This is a genomic window from Paraburkholderia sp. BR10954 (assembly GCF_040965775.1).
In the GTDB taxonomy this organism is placed as follows: domain Bacteria; phylum Pseudomonadota; class Gammaproteobacteria; order Burkholderiales; family Burkholderiaceae; genus Paraburkholderia; species Paraburkholderia youngii.
Window position 1 is genome coordinate 1 of the sequence record NZ_JBFRCK010000012.1, and the last position, 19,234, is coordinate 19,234.

14 protein-coding genes, 1 tRNA gene and 1 pseudogene are annotated in these 19,234 nt (G+C 58.3%); 3 read left to right on the top strand and 13 right to left on the bottom strand.

Annotated features, from left to right (window positions below; translation table 11 throughout):
* Positions 1–128 (bottom strand): annotated as a pseudogene (locus AB4Y34_RS18085) (IS5/IS1182 family transposase); the annotation flags it as partial.
* On the opposite strand from AB4Y34_RS18085, the gene AB4Y34_RS18090 reads away from it, so the two are divergent.
* A complete protein-coding gene (locus AB4Y34_RS18090) occupies positions 100–696 on the top strand; it encodes a hypothetical protein (protein WP_368716857.1) in 597 nt (198 codons plus the stop codon). The pseudogene AB4Y34_RS18085 and the gene AB4Y34_RS18090 overlap by 29 nt on opposite strands.
* A 2,332-nt stretch (positions 697–3,028) precedes the next feature.
* On the opposite strand, the gene AB4Y34_RS18095 is transcribed toward AB4Y34_RS18090, so the two are convergent.
* The 7 genes from AB4Y34_RS18095 to AB4Y34_RS18125 form a co-directional block, all read right to left on the bottom strand.
* Positions 3,029–3,748 carry a M48 family metallopeptidase gene (locus AB4Y34_RS18095; protein WP_368716776.1) on the bottom strand — a complete coding sequence of 240 codons (720 nt, stop codon included), beginning with the start codon at positions 3,746–3,748 and terminating at the stop codon, positions 3,029–3,031.
* Entirely contained in the window at positions 3,745–6,942 is a 3,198-nt protein-coding gene (locus AB4Y34_RS18100; protein ID WP_368716777.1) for a type I restriction endonuclease subunit R, read from the bottom strand. Before AB4Y34_RS18100 ends, AB4Y34_RS18095 begins: the two co-directional genes overlap by 4 nt.
* Positions 6,943–6,983: 41 nt before the next feature.
* Positions 6,984–8,201, bottom strand: a complete 1,218-nt coding sequence (locus AB4Y34_RS18105; RefSeq protein WP_368716778.1) for a restriction endonuclease subunit S — start codon at positions 8,199–8,201, stop codon at positions 6,984–6,986.
* Positions 8,198–9,682 carry a type I restriction-modification system subunit M gene (locus AB4Y34_RS18110; protein ID WP_368716779.1) on the bottom strand — a complete coding sequence of 495 codons (1,485 nt, stop codon included), beginning with the start codon at positions 9,680–9,682 and terminating at the stop codon, positions 8,198–8,200. Before AB4Y34_RS18110 ends, AB4Y34_RS18105 begins: the two co-directional genes overlap by 4 nt.
* Positions 9,683–9,684: 2 nt before the next feature.
* Positions 9,685–10,272 carry a restriction endonuclease subunit S gene (locus AB4Y34_RS18115; protein WP_368716780.1) on the bottom strand — a complete coding sequence of 196 codons (588 nt, stop codon included), beginning with the start codon at positions 10,270–10,272 and terminating at the stop codon, positions 9,685–9,687.
* A gap of 3 nt (positions 10,273–10,275) precedes the next feature.
* On the bottom strand, positions 10,276–11,898 hold the full coding sequence (locus AB4Y34_RS18120; RefSeq protein WP_368716781.1) for a DUF2130 domain-containing protein: 1,623 nt from the start codon (positions 11,896–11,898) through the stop codon (positions 10,276–10,278).
* 401 nt (positions 11,899–12,299) lie between these two features.
* Positions 12,300–12,593: a tyrosine-type recombinase/integrase gene (locus AB4Y34_RS18125; protein WP_368716782.1), complete on the bottom strand. Its 294-nt coding sequence runs from the start codon at positions 12,591–12,593 to the stop codon at positions 12,300–12,302.
* 894 nt (positions 12,594–13,487) lie between these two features.
* On the opposite strand from AB4Y34_RS18125, the gene AB4Y34_RS18130 reads away from it, so the two are divergent.
* Both AB4Y34_RS18130 and AB4Y34_RS18135 read left to right on the top strand, forming a co-directional pair.
* The gene (locus tag AB4Y34_RS18130; protein WP_368716783.1) at positions 13,488–13,787 is read left to right on the top strand and encodes a hypothetical protein; all 300 of its coding nucleotides are present in this window, start codon (positions 13,488–13,490) and stop codon (positions 13,785–13,787) included.
* 1,340 nt (positions 13,788–15,127) lie between these two features.
* Complete coding sequence (locus AB4Y34_RS18135; RefSeq protein WP_368716784.1) at positions 15,128–15,586, top strand: hypothetical protein; 459 nt, start codon at positions 15,128–15,130, stop codon at positions 15,584–15,586.
* Between the two features lie 217 nt (positions 15,587–15,803).
* Here AB4Y34_RS18135 and AB4Y34_RS18140 read toward each other — a convergent pair whose 3' ends face one another.
* From AB4Y34_RS18140 to AB4Y34_RS18160, 5 genes are all read right to left on the bottom strand, one after another.
* Positions 15,804–17,018 carry a tyrosine-type recombinase/integrase gene (locus AB4Y34_RS18140; protein WP_368716785.1) on the bottom strand — a complete coding sequence of 405 codons (1,215 nt, stop codon included), beginning with the start codon at positions 17,016–17,018 and terminating at the stop codon, positions 15,804–15,806.
* 191 nt (positions 17,019–17,209) lie between these two features.
* A tRNA-Ala gene (locus AB4Y34_RS18145) sits at positions 17,210–17,285 on the bottom strand.
* Between the two features lie 62 nt (positions 17,286–17,347).
* Positions 17,348–17,704: a c-type cytochrome gene (locus AB4Y34_RS18150; protein WP_368716849.1), complete on the bottom strand. Its 357-nt coding sequence runs from the start codon at positions 17,702–17,704 to the stop codon at positions 17,348–17,350.
* Complete coding sequence (locus tag AB4Y34_RS18155; RefSeq protein WP_176367406.1) at positions 17,704–18,495, bottom strand: BON domain-containing protein; 792 nt, start codon at positions 18,493–18,495, stop codon at positions 17,704–17,706. Before AB4Y34_RS18155 ends, AB4Y34_RS18150 begins: the two co-directional genes overlap by 1 nt.
* A gap of 26 nt (positions 18,496–18,521) precedes the next feature.
* Positions 18,522–19,109: a phosphoheptose isomerase gene (locus AB4Y34_RS18160; protein WP_176122307.1), complete on the bottom strand. Its 588-nt coding sequence runs from the start codon at positions 19,107–19,109 to the stop codon at positions 18,522–18,524.
* Positions 19,110–19,234: the final 125 nt, after the last annotated feature.

Genomic DNA, 19,234 nt, shown 5'->3' on the forward strand with positions numbered 1-19,234 from the left:
CTGAACAGCCCGTTGAGCCGTTTCAACGCGTCATTCACCAGCAACCGGATCGGTCGCAACGGGTGATCTGCCGGGACGAAGTCCTCGAGCTTGACCGTCGTGAACAGGGGTTCCTGCATCTCATCCATTCCGCGCATCGCATCCGCTGCCAAAGATCATGAACACGATATCCATAACGCCCGTCCCTCAAACCCCGTCTACACGGGACCCAAATTCAACAGCCTGCTAGGCGGAAAAAGATACGAACACGAAGAATTCGGCGATATCAGTCGAGACGTTTTAAATAGTATCGAAGACTCCTTGCTCCCAGATGCTCGTTATGTCCAGGGTCCTCTCTGTACCGTCGCCGAATCGCTTATAGTATTTGCGTTCTTTGAGCGTGCCCTGCGCGTTGTCGCGGAAGATGTAGCGATCGATTCAGCGTCGGCTATTCAATACGTTAAGAAAAACCACAGCTTGGGAAAGATTCATGGCTTTATCGAATTTTTAAAGTACAGTGTGGGACTTAACTTCGATGTGCCCTCGACCGTTCTGGAACTTATCGAACGGGAGCGCGGGTTGCGAAATTGCTTCGCACACGGCGAGTGGAACGTGGCAGGCATGTTACCGCGTGAGAACTTCGTATCCAGCGCCTTCGCGGCGATGAAGACCTTTTTCGAAAACTTAGAGGCCGCGGTAGAGGAACATCATCGGTAGGCTGGTTTCGCATTCCAATCTAGTCGGTCCAGTGATGCTCTCTGAGCTACTGGTCTTTCAGCATTAAAGCGTTATGCGCCATCTCAGATCTCACCGGACGATAGTACGAGAGATGCATAGCTCCATGGGGCAGTCCGTGTCGAAAGTGTGCGCCCCACGGTAGCGCGAGATCCCTTTACCGGGACACGATCGGAGACGGAAACGTTGTATCCGAGAGAGGACAGAGCAATCGCCACAGCCTAATTTGCATGCAGGGTCGCATTGGCATCAGCTCTGACAGGTTGAACGTATTCGCGGCACGCATTTCGTCGAAGCTATGCCCTCGCAGCCACACTATAGAGAAATTACCAACGGCTCAAGCTATGAATGTTTCACCGCCGACGGTACGAATTCATAGGCGTTGTCTTTCTCGTCTTGACCAAGGAACTCCCTACGAGCGATCAGCGAACCGAAAATTGCATGTATTAGAATGTTTGCGTCACGATGAGCCGACACCTTTTGTCCGCGTGCGTCGAAGAACTGGCAGGTGACTACCAGTAGACCGCTCTTATAGCGAATGGGCGACCTGAGCTGCGGCACGCGGCGACGAATCCCCTCCACGGCACCGCATGGAAACGAAATGCAGGTGAAACCGGTCTGCTGCTAGGCAAGCTCCGGCGCAGGTCAAGGTTCACAGGGTGACACACTCTGGGTGAGGTGGAGCGGATTCGTCTGTAGCGAACACCACTCGGCGTTCTCGTCGAGTTCAGGCCGAGTCTGGACTGGCAACAGTCCTATGATCGAATAGGGCGTCGACCTTCCAATTGAGGCGGACCGGAACCAGAAATGTGAATGAGAGAGGAATGCGAGAGGGGTGAAGCAGCGCCTGCCATCGCGGTCGTAAGGTGCTAAAGGCTTAGGAAGTACGCGAACGCAGCAAAAAACTGTGATTGGGTTTGATCAAATATGCTTCGGTATTCAAGATTGATGCCGAAGGGGACCGTCAAGAAGCCTGTGTTGCATGACCCTTCTTCGCTCCCGCCTTGACACGCGGCAGCCTTAATTTCGTCGGGAGGGAACGGCGTCAACCCGACGCCAATAAGAGAGCAACCGTTGCACGGTGGCCGCACCTTTTCGACAAAAGCGGTAATTGGTGCAACCGGATACAGAGTGATCTCCCCGGCGTCAATTGATACACCCGTCTTAAATAGTGAAGAGGTCCGGGTAGGTTCGAATTTCCATCGTGTATCCGCTGAGAGAAATGGCCTTACACGCAGCGCCGTTCGCTTTGAAACGTTCTCAATTTGCAGCGTGACATATGGTTCAGCATCGCCAACCCATTTCTCTAACGCTACTTTTGAGACTCTGAGCTTCGTCGGATTTTCGTCAAGAAGAAGACGATCAGAGAGGCTTAACTTCCCGCCCGTGGATGATGTTTCGTCTCGACTTCCGAGGTGCAGTATCCCGTCTGAAATTTTTCCCACCGTGAGAGTCGTTCCCTATCGTTCAGATTGCTCTTCTTAAGCATTGAGCAGTAGGTCGAGGCCACTATTTGTATGGACAGCGTCTTATCCACGTTGGGGAATTTCTCCCACAGATTCTTCGCAACGACATCCGTCTTGACAGTTACTTCGCCTGCCTTAACCCTCCCAATCGACCCAGCGGCAGCGTCTATTTCTGATCGCACATCGTGGTTCACCGACGTAACCGCAGACGGCATTTCGGGACAGGAAAAATCTTCAGCGTAGAGAGAGTTTGAAAGAATACCTAAAAAAGTGAGAAAATTAACTTTTTCATGTTAATGGAATTTCCTGCAATCTATCATTTCTGCGTTTTGTGTTAGTGTTTTCGGAAGTCGGGGGCATCTAGAACGACTCGCGCGCCTTGCAAAATCGCTCACGGCGTGAGATAACGACAGCCCCTAGACTCGCGCGGCCCTCGCCGGCACCGGACGAGCCATTACGTACATTCGCTCCTACATGGTTCGGTCTATACAAACTCGCCAGGCGCTATATTGATTGTTATGCGATTCGTATAACATCAGTTCTTCAAGACCAAGCTCCACGGTTTATAACGGCATCCGAGCATCAACCTTTAAATCTGGCCAGGGTGATCCATGTGCATTTGAACTTGGCGAGTCGGAAATTTCAGAACAGCCTGAATGCGCCAAACTCGAAGTCTTGTCGAATCCTCTGAGCGACGAGGGTGAAACGGTATTCAACCTGCTGGGCGAAGGACTTCGTTTCAGTATCCGGCGGTTACCGGCGCGATGACCCGCATCGATCCGCGGCACACCCGTCGGACGGCCAGGGTCGGGCAAGGCGACACGGCAAAGGGCTTTCAAAATATGGCACTACACTTCCTGGAGACTCAGCTTTTCGCGCCATGTTTTCCATTCAGGGTACAGCCTACCAAGTAGGCGCCAAAACAGTCGTCCGTGGTTTGGAACCTTGAGATGTGCTAGCTCGTGGGCGATGACGTAGTCAATGCAACCGAGAGGTAGCTTCACCAGCTCAGTATTGAGGAAAATGCGGCCGCTGGAAGTCGTACTACCCCAACGAAGCCGCATCCGTCTCACGGTTAGTTGAGGCGGCGCACGCAACCGTAGCCACGTGGATGATTCCAGCAAGCGCCGCATCCGCTCTTGCAGCTCTGCACGCGCATGAGCCCTATACCAATCTAACATCGCTTTTTCGACAGATCGTGCATCGCCTAGATCGGGCACTTCGACGACGAAGAACCGCCCCACCAGTCGAACTGATACTTTCGGTGCAGTACAGACTTTCAGTCGGTACTGCCGACCTAAGTACCGGTGAGTCTCCCCATTCAACCAGCGACGGACAGGTATGGGGGGGGGCAGTGCTTCGAAATACCTCTGCTGCTGTCGAATCCATAGCACCCGGCGGAGTACTTTTAAATCAATCAGTTCAGCGGACGCGTTGACCGGCGCGGTCACCACGACACGTCGATCCGGCTCAACCGAGATCGACAACGTCCGCCGTTCTGACCGCTTGAGTTGAAATTTTACAGTCTGGCCGCTCGCTTCAACCGACCGCGTCTCGCCCAAGGTCACGGTATCCTCCGCTTAGCCACGTCGATGCAGCGGTCGAGGATGTGATCGATTGTCTTGAAGTCCAAATCGAGCCCATCCTTCTGTTTTAATGCAAACAGTCCGTCTTCGATTGCGATCCGCATCTGATTCTGGATGTCCATGTCCAGCGTCCAGTCGACCTTCCGCTTCGACCGAACAATTTCGTCGATCATCAGGGCTGCATCAGCGGCCACCTCGCGCGGTAACGCGGGCTTCGCTTCGCCCAGCTGCTGCTGAACGATGTCAAAGTATGCCTTGGCGATGTCCTTATCGCGCAGTCGCTCCGGCACGTCATCGAACGCTCGTCGTTCGCGGACACGGTCCGCGATGTCGTTCATGCGTCTGAGTAGTTCAAGTTGCTCAAACCGTTGCTCTTCGTACTCCCTCAACGTTCGGTCGATCAGTTCCGAAAACCGCTGATAGAAAACGGGGTCTTCCTCCAGACGTTCAGTGATTGTCTTTCGCACACGGTTCGCAATGACCTCCGCTTGACCCTCGGGGCTAGCATGCTGTTCGACTTCCCGCCGAAACGCATCACGATCAAAGATATCCACTGGCTCGACGATGGTCTCCACTTGGCCGGCGCCGATGTAGGTGTCTAGCAACTTCTGAATGGCGGCCTGGTACTGTTTGAAATCGACCGACTCGGCGTAGCGTCGAGCCACTGATGCGCGAAGGCCCATGAAGTAGCGCAGGTCTTTCCGATAGCGCTCTATCTTCTCAGACGGCGTCTGTTCATGGAAGTCTACGCTAGCCGTAGCCAATTTGAGGGTTCGAGCGAAGCGTGATAGCCGCACATAAAAGTGTTGGCGCAACTCGGGGTCCGCCACGGCTTTCTCCATGGCTTCCTGATCGCTTTTGTTCCGGACTTGTTTGAACGTTTCCCAGATTTGTGAGTGCAACTGGTCAAGGTTCTGCCAGCCTTTATCGATGTCGGTCAGGACGAATTCGAGGTGAGCTTTCAGCTCCTCCTTGCTTGCTGTGTATACCTCAAGCGCTTCGCCGAGATGGTCGATGATCCCGTAATAATCGACGATCAGTCCGTAGTCCTTTCCCTCATATACCCGGTTTACACGGGCGATAGCCTGCAACAGGGTGTGATCCTTGAGCGATCGGGTCAAGTACAAGACACCATTGCGCGGCGCATCGAAGCCCGTCAGCAGCTTGTCCACCACGATAATGATTTCGGGCTCGTCGGCGTTCTTGAAGCGCTCGATCAGATCCTTCTGGTAGCGCTCGTCAGAACCGAAGCGCTTCATCATATGCGCCCAGAATTCGACGACGTCTGGGCGTCCGATGTTCGCCCGCTCGTCGACGTCGTCGAAACCTTCACGGGTGTCCGGCGGGGAGATCAGAACTTCGCTCGCGATCATTCTGAACTCGTCGAGAAAGCGCTTGTAGAGCAGGGCGTCTGCTTTCGACGGTGCGACCAACTGTCCCTTTAGCCCGGTGCCGTGAAAGTTAGTGGCGTAGTGGGTGCTGATGTCCCAAGCGATTGCCCTGATTTTTTGTTCTGTGCGGTTCAGCTGGCCAGCGGAGGAGTACTTGCGCTTCAGGTCAGCGCGTTGCAGATCGGTCAGCCCTGAGGTGTAGCGCTTGAACCACTCGTCGATTGAAATCTGGTCGACCTGCTGATGGACATATCTACCCTCGTACATAAGCGGTACGACAGCGCCATCGGCCACCGCCTTGTCGATCGTGTATGGCTCACCGATTAAGCCCCCAAATCTCTGCACGGTTGGTAAGTCGCCCGAGAAAATCGGTGTGCCTGTGAAGCCAATGAAGCAGGCTTTGGGTAGCACTCTCCGCATCGCGGCGTGGAACTGGCCTGATTGCGAGCGGTGGCTTTCATCCACTAGGACAAAGATGTCGGCGCTGTCGAGCGTCTTGGACCGGCCCTTCAGCGCCGTTTCGAACTTGTGAATGAGAGTTGTGATCACTTGCGTCCGAGGACTGTCCAGCAGTTCCAGCAAGTGGCGGCCAGTCGTAGCCTGCGTGATCTCGACATTGGCACCCTTGAAGGTCCCGTAGATCTGGTCGTCAAGATCTACCCGGTCTGTCACCAACAGGATCCGAGGATTGAGGACAGCGAAGCTTTCCAAGATCGTCTCAGCAAGCATTACCATCGTGAGCGATTTGCCGCTGCCTTGCGTATGCCACACCACCCCGCCGGCACGTACCCCGTCCACGTCGAGGGTTGAAATTCGGTCGACGATCGCCTTAATCGCGAAGTACTGCTGATATCGGGCGACCTTGCGGACGCCCGCATCGAATATAGTGAAACGACGACTCAGCTCCAGGAGCCGGCGTGGGCGGCAAAGCGCATAGAGAAGACGATCCTGCGCGGAGGCGGATCGCCCGGCCGCAAACTGGCTTTCCCACCAGAGGCCAGCCGCCTCGGCACTGGAAACCGAACCGCCGAATCGATGGTCTCCCGCGTCGAACGTTGCGGCTTGTTGATCTTGCGTCAGTGGTTCAGCCATCAATGCCTCGATCGCTGGACTCTCATCGGATTGCTCTCGCCACGTCTGCCAGAACTTGGCGGAGGTGCCGGCAGCAGCGTAGCTTGCCTCGTTTACGGCCAGCGCCAGCAGGAGTTGGGCGTAATGGAAAAGACGCGGAATCTCAGATGGCCCTTGATTCCGGAGCATCTGACTGATCGCTTCGTCGATCGGCACCTTGCCAGGTGGTAGGGTCGAACGCTTACATTCGATGACGACGAATGGAATTCCATTCACGAAAAGCACTAGGTCGGGTCGACGTGTGTCGGTGGTACCGCCGGCCTCGACCTCAAACTCATCGGCCACGTGGTAGACGTTACGCTCCGGGTGGTCCCAGTCGATGTACTGTAGTTGGAAGCTTTTGGTATCTCCGTCGACGGTCTGTGGGATACCCTTGCCCAAGCGTAGAAGGTGCCACACCCGCTCGTTTGTGCGCACCAATCCGTCGTCGGGCAGATTCTCGAGTGCACGGATTGCCTCTTCGATAGCGGCGCGGTCAAACGTGTGTGTGCGACCGCCGAACTCGAACGCGTTGATCGTCGCTAACTGCTGTTCAAGAATCAAGCGCAACAATACTCGAGACTTGCGGCCGCCGCGCAACTGGACGGCTTGTGCGGGTGTGAGCAATACCCAACCCAGCTTTTGCAGCAGGTGGGCCGCGGGCAGCTGAGACACCTGGTCTTCAGTGGAAACCGGGGTATCGTCAGGTATATATGTCATGGGACGACGATTTCGCCAGCGAGTATGCGCGAAAGCAGACCACGCTTGTACGCGTCCGTTTGTTTTCGCTGCGCCGATATCAAGTCGATCTCGCGGTCAAGCGCGTTCAACAGTTCCGCGATGCGATGCTGCTCATCAAGACTCGGTAGCCTGAGAGGAATATCGAAGAACGCTTGTGTATTCAGGACTCTATTTCGCCCAGCTCCACCGGGCGAGGCAACTCCTACAGCGAAGACAAAGCGCCGAGTTCGGATAATGTGGCGCATATAGTCAACGAGCACCTTGGTTTCGTCGATCTCGAAAGTGGGAAATCGATGGGAGACAAGGGCACCGTCTGCGGCGAGAGGAACGATTGCTAAGGCTCCCTCCCAGCCGAACGTAATGTTGACGACGAGGTCCCTGGCTCTGAGCTCAAAGAGTTCATCCAACGCGATTCCCTCTGGTTGGAATTGCTCCTTCAGAAACACACCCTTACCATGGCTCCGGACACCAGCCGAGAGGAAAGCGCTCCGTGGCTTCGGAACCTTCCTTCGCGTCGACACGACAATTTCCCCGACTGTAGCGGTCCGCCATTTATTTTGGCGACTGCCGGGAAAACGACTCTCACCTGTTAAGAGTTGTTGCATGAGGCCGCGCTTGAAGGTGCGCTTAGCCGCCAGCAACTCTTCTAGCGTTCTGTCGAGTGCTTCGAAGTGTGCGAAAACGTCACCAAGCAGTGCTTGGACATCGGCAGGTGGACGTGCAATTTCTATGGCAAGAAGTGACTCTTTCGAGATGTTCTTCATGCTCCCGCTGGTGCCGGTTGCTCGTCGATAAAGATCGCGGCGCATCCGATCGGAATTGAGGAACGCAATAAGCCAACGTGGAGAATCGTGAGTTGGTTGTGCAAGTCGTAACCGCCACAACTTGTCGGAAAGAAAGAGGTTCGGATGATCCTGATCCACGTAGCCAGAAGCGCCGACCAAGTCAAACGTGTTTGCGCGGCTGATGATGATATCTCCAGCCTTGGGGCTTTCGGCCACACGGGAGATTTCGTGAGATACCACCTTCTTGTTTTCGTTCGGAAGGAACCGTCCTCGGCTCACGCAACTCACTTTGAGCACACCAATCTCAGTATCACTCTGAACTGCTTCATTGACGGAATTAACGCTGACTCCGGCGCTCAGACTTCCGACAACTTTCCGGAGGGGGACGAGAGGCCATGGTGCAGTCATAGGTTCAGCTCCCTTAGTGCTGCTGCAAGCTGTGCGCGTGTCGTCGCGAGTTCGGACTCAATACGGGATATTTCGGCTTTCACCGCGACTAGGTCGACTGGCGCTTCCTCCTCGTACGTATCTACGTAGAGCGGGATGTTTAAGTTGTAGTCATTCCCTGCGATCTCTTCCGTCGTCGCCAAGTGGGCGTACTTAGGTACCTCCTTTCGCGCACGCCAAGTCGCGACGATCCTGTCGATGTCCTCTTGCCGCAACCTGTTTTGATTCTTGCCTTCCGCGAACTCTCGGCTCGCGTCGATGAAGAACACGTTCTTGTCCGCCTTATTACGACGGAAGAACATCAGAGCGGCGGGGATGCCGACACCGAAAAACAGGTTGGCAGGCAGCCCGATCACGCCGTCCAATAGGTTTTCTTCGACGAAACGGCGTCGGATCAGACCTTCGGATCCGCCGCGAAATAGGACGCCGTGCGGTAAAACGACGCCCACACGCCCGTCAGTCTCGGTCATCGTCTCTACCATGTGCGATACGAAGGCGTAGTCCCCGCGACTTTTGGGCGGGGTGCCACGCCAAAAGCGCTTGTATCTGTCGCTCGTCGCCGTGTCCTCGCCCCACTTATCAAGCGAGAACGGTGGGTTCGCAACCACTACATTGAAATGCATCAGTGCATCGTCCTCGGCGAGCTTTGGGTTGCGGATCGTGTCGCCGCGCTCAATGCGAGCGGTGTCGAGCCCATGGAGGAACATGTTCATGCGGCACAGCGCCCAAGTGGTGCCGTTGAGTTCCTGTCCGTACGCCGAGAAGTTGTCGGAACCGACTTCTCTGGCCGCACGGATCAGTAGCGACCCCGAGCCACAACAAGGATCGCAAATGCGATCGCCGGCCTTAGGCGCGACGATGGCTGCCAGTAGACGCGAAACCTCTGCCGGCGTATAGAACTCGCCGCCTTTTTTACCGGAGTCCGATGCGAAGTTACCGATCAGGTACTCATAGACATCGCCGATGACGTCGCGCGCCCCGACCTTTGACGGGCGAAGGTCCAGTCGGTCGTCGGCAAAATCTTCGAGCAGGTGCTTCAGCCGGGCGTTGCGCTCCTTGGTCTCGCCAAGGTTTGCCTCGGAGTTGAAGTCAATGTTTCGAAAGACGCCCTCAAGCTTGCTCTTGTTCGTATCTTCAATCTTCTGCAGCGCGATGTTGATACGTTCACCGATGTTGGCTTCGCTGCGCATGGCATGCAGGTGCTCGAAGTCGCACTCCTCCGGCAACACAAAGCGCTCGCGACCCATGGCCCGTTCGATGCGCTCGGCATCACCGGAGTAGCGTTGCGTGTACTCGTGGAGCTTTTCTCGGCGCATGTCCGAGAGGTACTTCACGAACAGCATCACAAGGATGTAGTCCTTGTACTGCGACGGGTCAATGGTGCCGCGGAACGTGTCGCAGGCGCGCCAGACGACGTCGTTAATGGTTTTCTGGTCAGACATTTTCAAGCCTTATTGATTCGGTCGGATGAGGCGGCCTGCCACATCACGGTGTCGATATATTCATTGCGGAGACGGTCCGCTTGGGCTGCCAGAAGGCGCTCTTGGCGGCGCAGGCGATCCACAGTGATTACTTGTGCCTGAAGCGCCAAGGGCGGGACGGGCACAGTGAAGTCCTCTACGTCGCTTTTGGCGATAAATGCGACCGTACTGCCGCGAGCCACGTCGCGTAGTCGCTCTTGGGTCTTCGGGTGGTTCAGATACCAGAAGAGGAATTCGGGCCGCAGGACATTCGGCTGAAGCCGGATGACGTGCAGCCCGAGCGCAGCAATAGCACCAGTGGAGCCGTCAAACACGGCGACTGGGTTCTGCGTGCCGCGAGATTGCAGCAACACGTCGCCGGGCATGAGTAAGTGTTTGTGGTGCGTAGGGTTGCTGTGGATGCGCAGGGCGGTGGCTAGGTCGAGCTCGCCTTGGGTGCTGAGATCCTTGATCTGCAGCACCGCAAGGTCGCCCCCCTCCTCAGGCAGCACCTTTCCGCGGAAAGGGAAGCCAGTGGTCACGTGCGCCAAATCGCCCAAACGCTTCCACATGGCTCAGTCGGTCTGGTCGGCAGTGAATCCCAACTGCTCGGCCGTGCCGGAGGGCATTGCTGCTGTTTCGGACGGAGTGTCCAGCGCGAGGAACGAAAGGCCCTCCACTGCCGGCAAGCTGTTGCCGACGATACCGTGCATGTCGCCGTACATATGTGCCACGTTGGTCATTGCGCGTTCAAGCTGCTTTTCACGGGTGCTCCACTGGCGGGTAAGCATTGCCTTCTCCCTCATCAAGCTTTCACGCATTTCAACGATCGGCTCAACCATGCCGCGCACTCGCTGGCGGAACTCTGCGCCGGTCAGGTAGCCGTAGACGAGGTCCTTCTTTGTGCCAGCTCCTTCGGCGGCGACACGGGCGCGAGCCGTTTCGATCAGGCCGTGACGCAGTGCCGAGGCCATCGGCGCCATGGTCGCAATGCTGCTAACCCACACGCCGTCGATTACCTCAAAGTTCTGCACGCCATCGGGGAGCGTTTCAGTGATGAGGGCAGCCAGATCGGTCTTTACGCTGCGCTGGTCTTCGCGCAACTTGCCGAGCCATGCGTCGCTCCAGTTTTTGGTGCGCTTGCTTTCCCACAGAATGCGACCACATGGTTGGCCGGACGGGGTGCGGACGGTTTGAAGCAGATCGGCGCCGCTCTGGCCCTTCTTGACGCGTTCGAAATGATCGTGCGGAAACGCACGGCTGAGCACGTCCTGGAGGTCGATTTCGAGGACATCACCAACCAGCTGTTGTGCAGCCCGGTCGCCCTTGCGGCGGAGCTCCTCAATCTGCTGGCGCATATCTTCGAGCTGCTTGTCTTTCTCGCTGAGTTTCAGGCGGTGCTCGTCGTCGCGCTCGTGCATCGCCGCCTCGCGCACCTTCGCGCGCTCCTCGTCGAGGCGGCGGCTCACGGTCAGCTCGGCTTGGCGCAGGGCCTCGTCGGCCTGCTGCTTCAGTTGGCGGGCTTGGATCTCGGCCTTTTCGGCTTCACGCAGCTTGGCGTCCTTCATCGCAAGCGTTTCCTCAACTGACTGCAACTTGGCCTGCCAACTGCGCTCGACCTCGCTACGGGTTTCAAGCGTGATACGCTCCTTCTCCGCTTCAACGCGGCGCGCAATAGTGAGATCAGCCTGACGGACGGCCTCTTCGGCCCGTTGCTGGAGCTGCCGGGCATGAATCTCGGCCTGCTCCGCTTGGCGCAGCTTGGCATCCTTCGCCTCCAGATCCTGCTCGGCCGCGGCCATTCGGGCCTTCCAATCGTGTTCGGCAGCGGCACGCGCTGCCTTGGAGGCGCGAGCGGCTTCCTCGTCGACACGGCGCTGAACAGTCAGCTCAATCGCGGCCCTCTCTTGTACGAGGCGTTCGCGTTCCTGGCGAATTGCCAACTCCTGTGCTTGCGCTTCGCGCAGCTTCTTTGCGCTCTCGTCGGCAATCGATTCTGCGGCGCGAATCTTCACCGCCGCATCCGCCTCGGCTGCCATTCGGGCCTTGCTTGCGGCCGCTGTGACCTCGGCTTGCAGTCGACGCTTGACCTCGGCGTCGACCTTTTGACGTTCGGCTTGCAGCAGTGGCGCCGCAAGTGCCTCGGTCAACTCGAACGCCTCACCACAGTGGGGACAATTAATTTCCATTGTATTCATGTCGATTCTCTATGCGACGTGAGCCATTGACACGAATCCTGTTTTCGGCGAAGCTCGCCGCGCGGTTCGGATCTGAGTCTAGGCTCGGTTTGGACGTGAAGGCCCGGTGGTGGAACACCGGGCCTTCTCTTTTCTGGCGCAGAATTCTCTCTACTGCATCAGAACGCTCCAACTTTGCCAGCGGCGAAGTATGCGGTCAAGCGTTTTTTAAGGATTTTTTTGCAGTTTTTGCTGTCATGCAAATTAAGCGATTGAGCGGAACTGCGGTCGCGACGGTCGACTCGTCGTTTTGAACCGGGCGCGTCTTCGTGCAAGCGTTCGTGGGACAAGCGCAGGTTGCTTGGATCCAACTCGCCCGGGGTCAAGCCATCTATCTAGCAGTCGAAGTCAGGTGAGACGCTTCACCAAATCTCTGCCTTGGGATGGTAGTAACGCATAAGCATGCGCGGATCCTTGTGGCCCGTGATCTTTGTCAGTTCGCGCATTGGGAAGATCGAAGCTAGTCGCGAGGCGGCCTCGTGCCGCAAGTCGTGAAAGCGGAGGTCTGTCAGAAACTTGCCATCCGGCCATTGCATGGCCGTCTTACAGTTCTCGACGTAAGGCTTGCGGGCGCGCGTTACGGCCCGCTCAAAGGCTCTTGTTACGGCATCGCCGCGAATCCCGAATACGCGCAATTTCGACCACGTCGCCTTCAACGGATTTCTCCTTAGCGTGATCAGTGGCGTCTTTCAGAGATTGAAGTACCGCCACTGCGCGCGAAGCCCGAGGTACGTCGCGCGCGCTGCCGTTCTTCGTGGCTGGAAGGTGAACTACTCGGCGCTTGTGATCACCGTGCTCCCATCGCATCGCCAAATCTCGCCTGGGCGCATTGCTGTTTCGACTGCCAGCCAGATGATGGCTGGCAGCAGCGCCGAGCCGCTGGCCGCCACAGCCCGCTCAAGTTCGTTATCCAACGCGCAACCAGCCGACACCGCATCATCCGCACCCCACACATCGGAAGTGGGATCGCCAGCGGCGATGCGCCGCGTTTGCCCCTGCACCTCCGGACATTGCCTCACATTTGACTTGATGCACTGGTCCTGCACCTGAACTCGCGTGGCGAACGATACTTCAGCGTGCACCTCTCAGTCGACAGCCTTGCGGCCATACAGGTCTAGATTGAGGCAAAGGCGGAACCATCGACGTGTTACCTTGCCGACAAAGACATCATGTCCCAGCAGTACACCTCGCGCGGCGCCGTTGCGACATGCGTGGTCGGCCGGGCGCTCGAAGGAGCTCTGGCACGGCCACTGCGCGTCATCTGCCCATGCTCGCGCAGCACGGGTGCGAAGGTCGATTCGCTGGCGATGTACACGGGTTCGTCAGCCGCATCGGAACGATACGCGCCGGCGGCATGTCGGCAGAGCGGGGCTCATTGGCTACATGCAGCACTTGTGCGCGCTCCTCCGGGCTCAGCGCATGCGCAACCTTGCATGGAACCGGGCGTCGCCTGTGGCAAGCCCATAATGAGCCTTCCAGAGTTGCAGGCTACGCTCATCGATTCCAACCTGTGGCGCGACAATCTGGATGAGAGACGGCTCTCACCTTGATTGACGCGCGGCACCAACCACCTCGCAGATCAAGCGCAACAGTGCGCCAGCGCGAATTGCCGATTCAATTTCCTGGGCCAGCCGCCGGCAATCCTCGAGGTCGATCATTCGTCCTCGACCTTGTCCGTGTTGAAGATCGCCCAGACTTTTTTTGAAAGTACCAGCAGCGCTGCTGCCTCGGCCCAGCGACTTCTCCTTGCGCCGCAGTTCGCGTTCGAGTTCGAGTTCCTTGATGCGACGCTGATCGAGCTTTGTCTGTTGTTGGCTGGCACGGCCTCTTCGAGCTCGGTCAGCGCCTAGATGGCTGCCGCGCGCCACTAACCCAGCTCCGGTGGACACACGCCATGCTCACGGCACCAGGCATTGCGCGCCGTCTCGTCCATGTTGCCGTGCCCAACACCGCTTCGAACCGGGCGACCAACGTCCATGGCCGCTCACGAGCGGGCATGGACGGCGCATCTCTGCGCCAGCGAGCAAGCGTCTCCACATCTATCTCTTGCGCAACCTCTTCCGTTGATGCGCTTTCCGACGGCAACAACCGCGGCACTGCGCTGTCGTTGAATGTCCGTAACGCCCCCAATCCACGCTCTCTTCACTGCGCCCCAAGTTACGATTCTGTCTAGGCGACATCTATTCTGACGCGGGCGGCCTGCAAGGGATAGATGCTCATCGAGCACAGCTTTCAGGACGGCTACGCCGTCCCAGCCTATCCATTGACCAATGCTGGGGCGCTCATGCAGTTCTTATTTCGCTCCTTCCGACCGGTTCTTTCGGGGCCTTAGGCTCACGTCGATGCGGAGTCGATCCATGGGCAAACACGACAGGCCTTATAGATGGCGCCGAAAACCGGCGCTAGCCTATCCTGCCATCACTCGTTTCAATCTCGGTTTTTTGTCTCCCGGCTAAGCACTTTCAGCGAGGTCGGCTGGGAATTTCCGTAAGGTGGCCAGATGCGTCCGCGGGATGCACCGCATGAATCCGCTGTTCTTCCTTTGTTCGACCGCACACCGTATCTCATGGTGCGGGATGTCGATTGATCGAGCCTGCATATTGGGCAGGCCGATTTCTGCGTAGTGATCCGGTCCACTGCCGCGACCTGAATGTCGGATGTCTGCGAGGGCTGCAGCTGGAGTCGGTAATCGCACGCGGATTTTCAAACGTCGCCACACTAGACCTGAACGCTACCCAACTGGCGCAAATCCGGGTCACCAAGAGCGTCGCCAATATGCGCGCTGCATCGACCCCCACTTGTAAACGCAAGGCGGATAGAGACAAGAAACCGCGTCCCATGCGTCGCGTAATCCGATCGCACCCAACAATAACCCACACCGCCCACGAATTCTAAGCGGTGATCATGGGCAAATATCTTCAGCGGCAGCGAAAGTGACATGCACGCTCGACGGGTGAGCGATGCCGCCAAACTTCACGTGCATCTCTGTAGCATGGCTAGCACTGCCTTGACAGATGTCGTTGCGCCTCCGCCACGAACCGAAAAAAGTACGTCGTTCCGCGGCGTCCCGCTACCGCCCAAGGTAATCCGCCATCGTCCACACCACGCACGAATGCGGCGTTGACGCGCCAACAAGCGGCATGCACGATCAGTTCGACACACCGCTCACCAGCGCAAACGGAAGGTCATCATGCCCGCACCGAAGACATACACGAAAGCCCAATGGGACGAGTTCGCACGGCTGCTCGACGCGCTACCGGAAAAACCACCCTCCGAGCGACGCATTACGGTACGCGACGCGATGCCGGACGTGCGCGCCCACATCGATGCGGCCCGCGCCAAAGGGTATTCGGTCGAACAACTGATCGATCAGGCAAAACAGGCGGGCATCAACGTGACCGCCAGTGCGCTTCGCTACGCGCTGCAGGAGACGAAGAAACGACGAGCCAACGCCCGTCGTACGGATGGCACTTCCAACGCGCCCGGCACAACAAAGACCTCTCTCAACCGCCCGGCAAATAGTCCAGTCCGCCAGCAAACTGGTCCAACATCTCACAGAAAGACGGAGCGCGGAAATAATCAACCCGGCTCCATGGTCGTTCAAGATGCGTTCAGTTTCCAGATCAGACCGGATATGGAAAATCTATAAACGTGAAGGCGATATGAACGGAGATGTACGCAGGACGTAACCACAACGAATCTAAACGTGATTTCAACCGTGCAAGATCGCGTCGGAAGCGTGCAGTAACACCACGGCTGGTTGTCAGCAAAATTTCCACATTTTCCGAAAACAAGTCCTCTCCATCAAACGTGACGAACGACTCTGCACGGATCGGCAACAAACGCGGTGCGCCGGGACTTCCGCTTCAAACACACCGCGGGCGGATCGGCCCCACCTCCGCCCCCGCTTTCAGCCGATCCAGGTAATCAGCCCACGCCTGCATCATGACGACCCGGTCGTCGATGAACCGCGTGCGGTTGTAGGCGCTGCCGAGCGAGTCAGGCACCCGGTGCGCCAGCTGGTGCTCAATGACTTCGGCGGGAAATCGTAGGCGCTCATGCAGGATGGTCCGAGCCATCGCCCGGAATCCGTGGCCGGTGATCTCGGTTTTCGTGTCGAAGCCCAGTCGCTGCAGCGCGGCATTGATCGCCGCGCCGCTCATGGGCTTCCTACGATCACGGCCCGGAAAGACACAACGCCATTTGCCGGTTTGCGCCTGCAACTCCTTCAGGATCTCCACAGCCTGGTTGGCCAGCGGGACCAGATGCTCGGTCTTCGTCTTCGAAACAGTAAAGGACCATGCGCGCCGTTCCAGATCAATCTGCGCCCACTCGGCCTGCCTCAACTCGCCAGGTCGTACGAACAGCAACGGCGCAAGTTGCAGCGCCGCGCGCACGACCAGCGTCCCGGAAAAGCCATCGAAGGCGCGCAGCATCTCTCCGACCTTCTCGGGATCCGTAATCGAGGCGAAGTGGGTATGCCGGTTGGGTCGCAGCGCGCCGCGTAAATCGGCGCTGACGTCGCGCATGGCGCGTCCGGTCACCACGGCGTAGCGAAAGATCTGACCGCAGTTCTGCTGAAGCCGGTGTGCGGTGTCGTGAGCACCGCGCTTCTCGGCACGGCGCAGCACTTCAAGGACTTCAGGTGGGCTGATGTCGGCAATGGGACGCGAGCCAAGCCAAGGGAAAAGGTCCTTCTTCAGTCGCCCCATGATCTTCTCGGAGTGGCTGGGTGCCCAGCCTGGCGTCTGCTGCTCGAACCACTCGAGCGCGACGGCCTCGAACGTGGTGGCGGCGTTGAGCCGCGCGAGGCGCTTCTTGTCCTTCTTGGCCTGGCCGGGATCAATACCATCGGCAAGCATCGCACGGGCTTCGTCGCGCTTTTTTCGCGCATGGGCGAGCGTGACATCGGGATAGACGCCCAGCGCCAGCCGCTTCTCCCGGTCGTTGAATCGATATTTGAGGCGCCAGTACTTGCCGCCAGACGGAGAAATCTCGAGATACATTCCGCGGCCGTCGGAGACCCGGTATGCCTTCTCGCGAGGCGCAGCCCGGCGAACTTCCAGATCGGTAAGAGGCATGGGACACCTCTCCTTGCTTTGGGGGCACTAATTCTGGCCACATGGAAAATTTGGCCTGATGCCCCTAAAGCTGCTCTGAAAGGCCCCCGGCTGTCAACGGAAACCCCAATCCCGGAATGGAAACAAAAACCCCGCGAGCCTTACGGGACGCGGGGTTTGCGGAATTCTACGGAACTGCTTGGAATACGTGATGGTGGAGAGGAGGAGGATCGAACTCCCGACCTTCGCATTGCGAACGCGACGCTCTCCCAGCTGAGCTACCCCCCCAACGAAAATAATTCTAGCACAGCCATTTTCCCTTTTGCCAAGCCTCCAGTCTCGGGAAAACCTCATCTGGACGGCGCGCCCGCGAGCACCCAGTCGACCACCGTGCGAATATCCGCATCGCTCATCGATTGATGGGCTGGCATCGGAATCATGCCCCATACGCCGGCGCCCCCGTCCTTCACCTTGCGCGCGAGTTTGGCCGGCGCCTGCGCGTCACCCTTATATTTCGCGGCGACCTGCTGGAACGACGGTCCGACCAGCTTGCGATCCACCGCGTGACAGCCCATGCACGCATTCGCCGCGGCGACCTGCTGCCCGCGAAGTGCGGCCTCAGCCGCGCAAGCACCCGACGTCATCGTGCCCGCCATCGCACCGACCACAACCGCGAACACACCCCCGCGAAGCGTCACACCCCGCATCAAGGCACCGCCTTCGGATTGCCCGGCCGAACCGCCGTCGACGAATTAACCGGCGCCGGCGCCTGTTGATCGAGCGGTCGCGCGCTCACCCCCGAATCGGGAATCGCACCGACCGTCGGCTCACCAACCTCGGGCTGCGAGGCGGCCACCGGCGCCGTCGCGCTCGCGGCCGCAGCGGCCTCCGCTTCCTGCGGCTGGATGTACTGGAACACCTTCACGACCTGCACGACGCCCGGCACGCGACTCGTGACGTCGGCTCCGATTTTGCCCTCATCCATCGTGACAAGGCCCATCAGATAAACGTTGCTGCGCTCGGCCACGACCTTGAAGTTGTTCGCCGAAATGTTCTTCTCGGCGATCAGCGCGGTCTTCACGCGCGTTTCGAGGTAGGTGTCGTTGGTGCGCGACGAGAACGAGCTCGCCGGCATGATCGCCAGTTCATTGACGATCGTATTCACGTTGTTCAGGTTCCGCACGATGCTCTCGGCGCGCTGCTTCGACACCTCGCCCGCGACCTCGCCGGTCAGCAGCACGCGGCGGTTGAACACCGTGACGTTCACGTGCGCGGAGTCCGGCAGATTCTGGCTGATCTGCGACAGCGCCTTCACCTGAATCTCGCGATCCTCGGTCTGCGCGCCGAGCGTGCGACGGTCGGTCGCCATTAGCGCGCCGCCGCCCGCCGCGGCCCCGACCGCGAGAAAGCAGCCTTGCAGCGTGGCCGACAGCCCCGCCGCGAACCCGACCACGAGCACGGTTCTCACCAGTGTCTTCTTGATGCGGAATACGCTCATCAACTAGCTCTCCTTCGAAATCAGTCTCAATCTTCGCCGAGCAACATGGCATCGATGCCGTCGCACAGGCAATGGATGGTCAGCAGGTGCACTTCCTGGATGCGCGCGGTGCGCTCGGACGGCACGCATACGTGGATGTCTGTGTCGCTCAGCACTTCCTGCGCGCGTCCGCCGCCCTTGCCGGTCAGCGCAACGACGATCATTTCGCGCTCATGCGCGGCTTCGATCGCGGCGAGCACGTTCGCGGAATTGCCGGATGTGGTGATCGCGAGCAACACGTCGCCGGGCTGACCGAGCGCCCAGACCTGTTTCGCGTAAATCTGTTCGAACGAATAGTCGTTGGCGATCGCGGTGAGCACGGAGGTGTCGGTGCTGAGCGCAATGGCAGGCAGACCTGGCCGCTCGCGCTCGAAGCGCCCGATCAGCTCGGCCGCGAAATGCTGCGCGTCGGCGGCCGAACCACCGTTGCCACACGCGAGGATGCGATTGCCGTTGGCGAGCGCGGCGAACATCGTGTCGATCGCGGCGGCGATCGGCATCGAGAGGGTTTCCAGGGCTTCGAGTTTGACTGCCGCGCTGTCGCGGAAGTGTTGTTGGATGCGTTCGACTGACATCGAGTCTCTATCTTCTACCGCGAATGGACCGCACTGTGCGGCCGTGTTGTGAAGGCATACTGCCAGGCTGTGGCCGCCGATAAACTTGCGCTCGCGCGGCACGCGAGCGCAAGTTTATCGCACTC

What these genes read in the sequence shown, in the direction of transcription:
- AB4Y34_RS18135 (WP_368716784.1), top strand. Translation starts at nt 15,128, where the DNA reads ATGCCCGCACCGAAGACATACACGAAAGCCCAATGGGACGAGTTCGCA.
- AB4Y34_RS18110 (WP_368716779.1), bottom strand. Translation starts at nt 9,682, where the DNA reads ATGTCTGACCAGAAAACCATTAACGACGTCGTCTGGCGCGCCTGCGAC.
- AB4Y34_RS18155 (WP_176367406.1), bottom strand. Translation starts at nt 18,495, where the DNA reads ATGAGCGTATTCCGCATCAAGAAGACACTGGTGAGAACCGTGCTCGTG.
- AB4Y34_RS18140 (WP_368716785.1), bottom strand. Translation starts at nt 17,018, where the DNA reads ATGCCTCTTACCGATCTGGAAGTTCGCCGGGCTGCGCCTCGCGAGAAG.
- AB4Y34_RS18160 (WP_176122307.1), bottom strand. Translation starts at nt 19,109, where the DNA reads ATGTCAGTCGAACGCATCCAACAACACTTCCGCGACAGCGCGGCAGTC.
- AB4Y34_RS18115 (WP_368716780.1), bottom strand. Translation starts at nt 10,272, where the DNA reads ATGTGGAAGCGTTTGGGCGATTTGGCGCACGTGACCACTGGCTTCCCT.
- AB4Y34_RS18105 (WP_368716778.1), bottom strand. Translation starts at nt 8,201, where the DNA reads ATGACTGCACCATGGCCTCTCGTCCCCCTCCGGAAAGTTGTCGGAAGT.
- AB4Y34_RS18120 (WP_368716781.1), bottom strand. Translation starts at nt 11,898, where the DNA reads ATGAATACAATGGAAATTAATTGTCCCCACTGTGGTGAGGCGTTCGAG.
- AB4Y34_RS18150 (WP_368716849.1), bottom strand. Translation starts at nt 17,704, where the DNA reads ATGCGGGGTGTGACGCTTCGCGGGGGTGTGTTCGCGGTTGTGGTCGGT.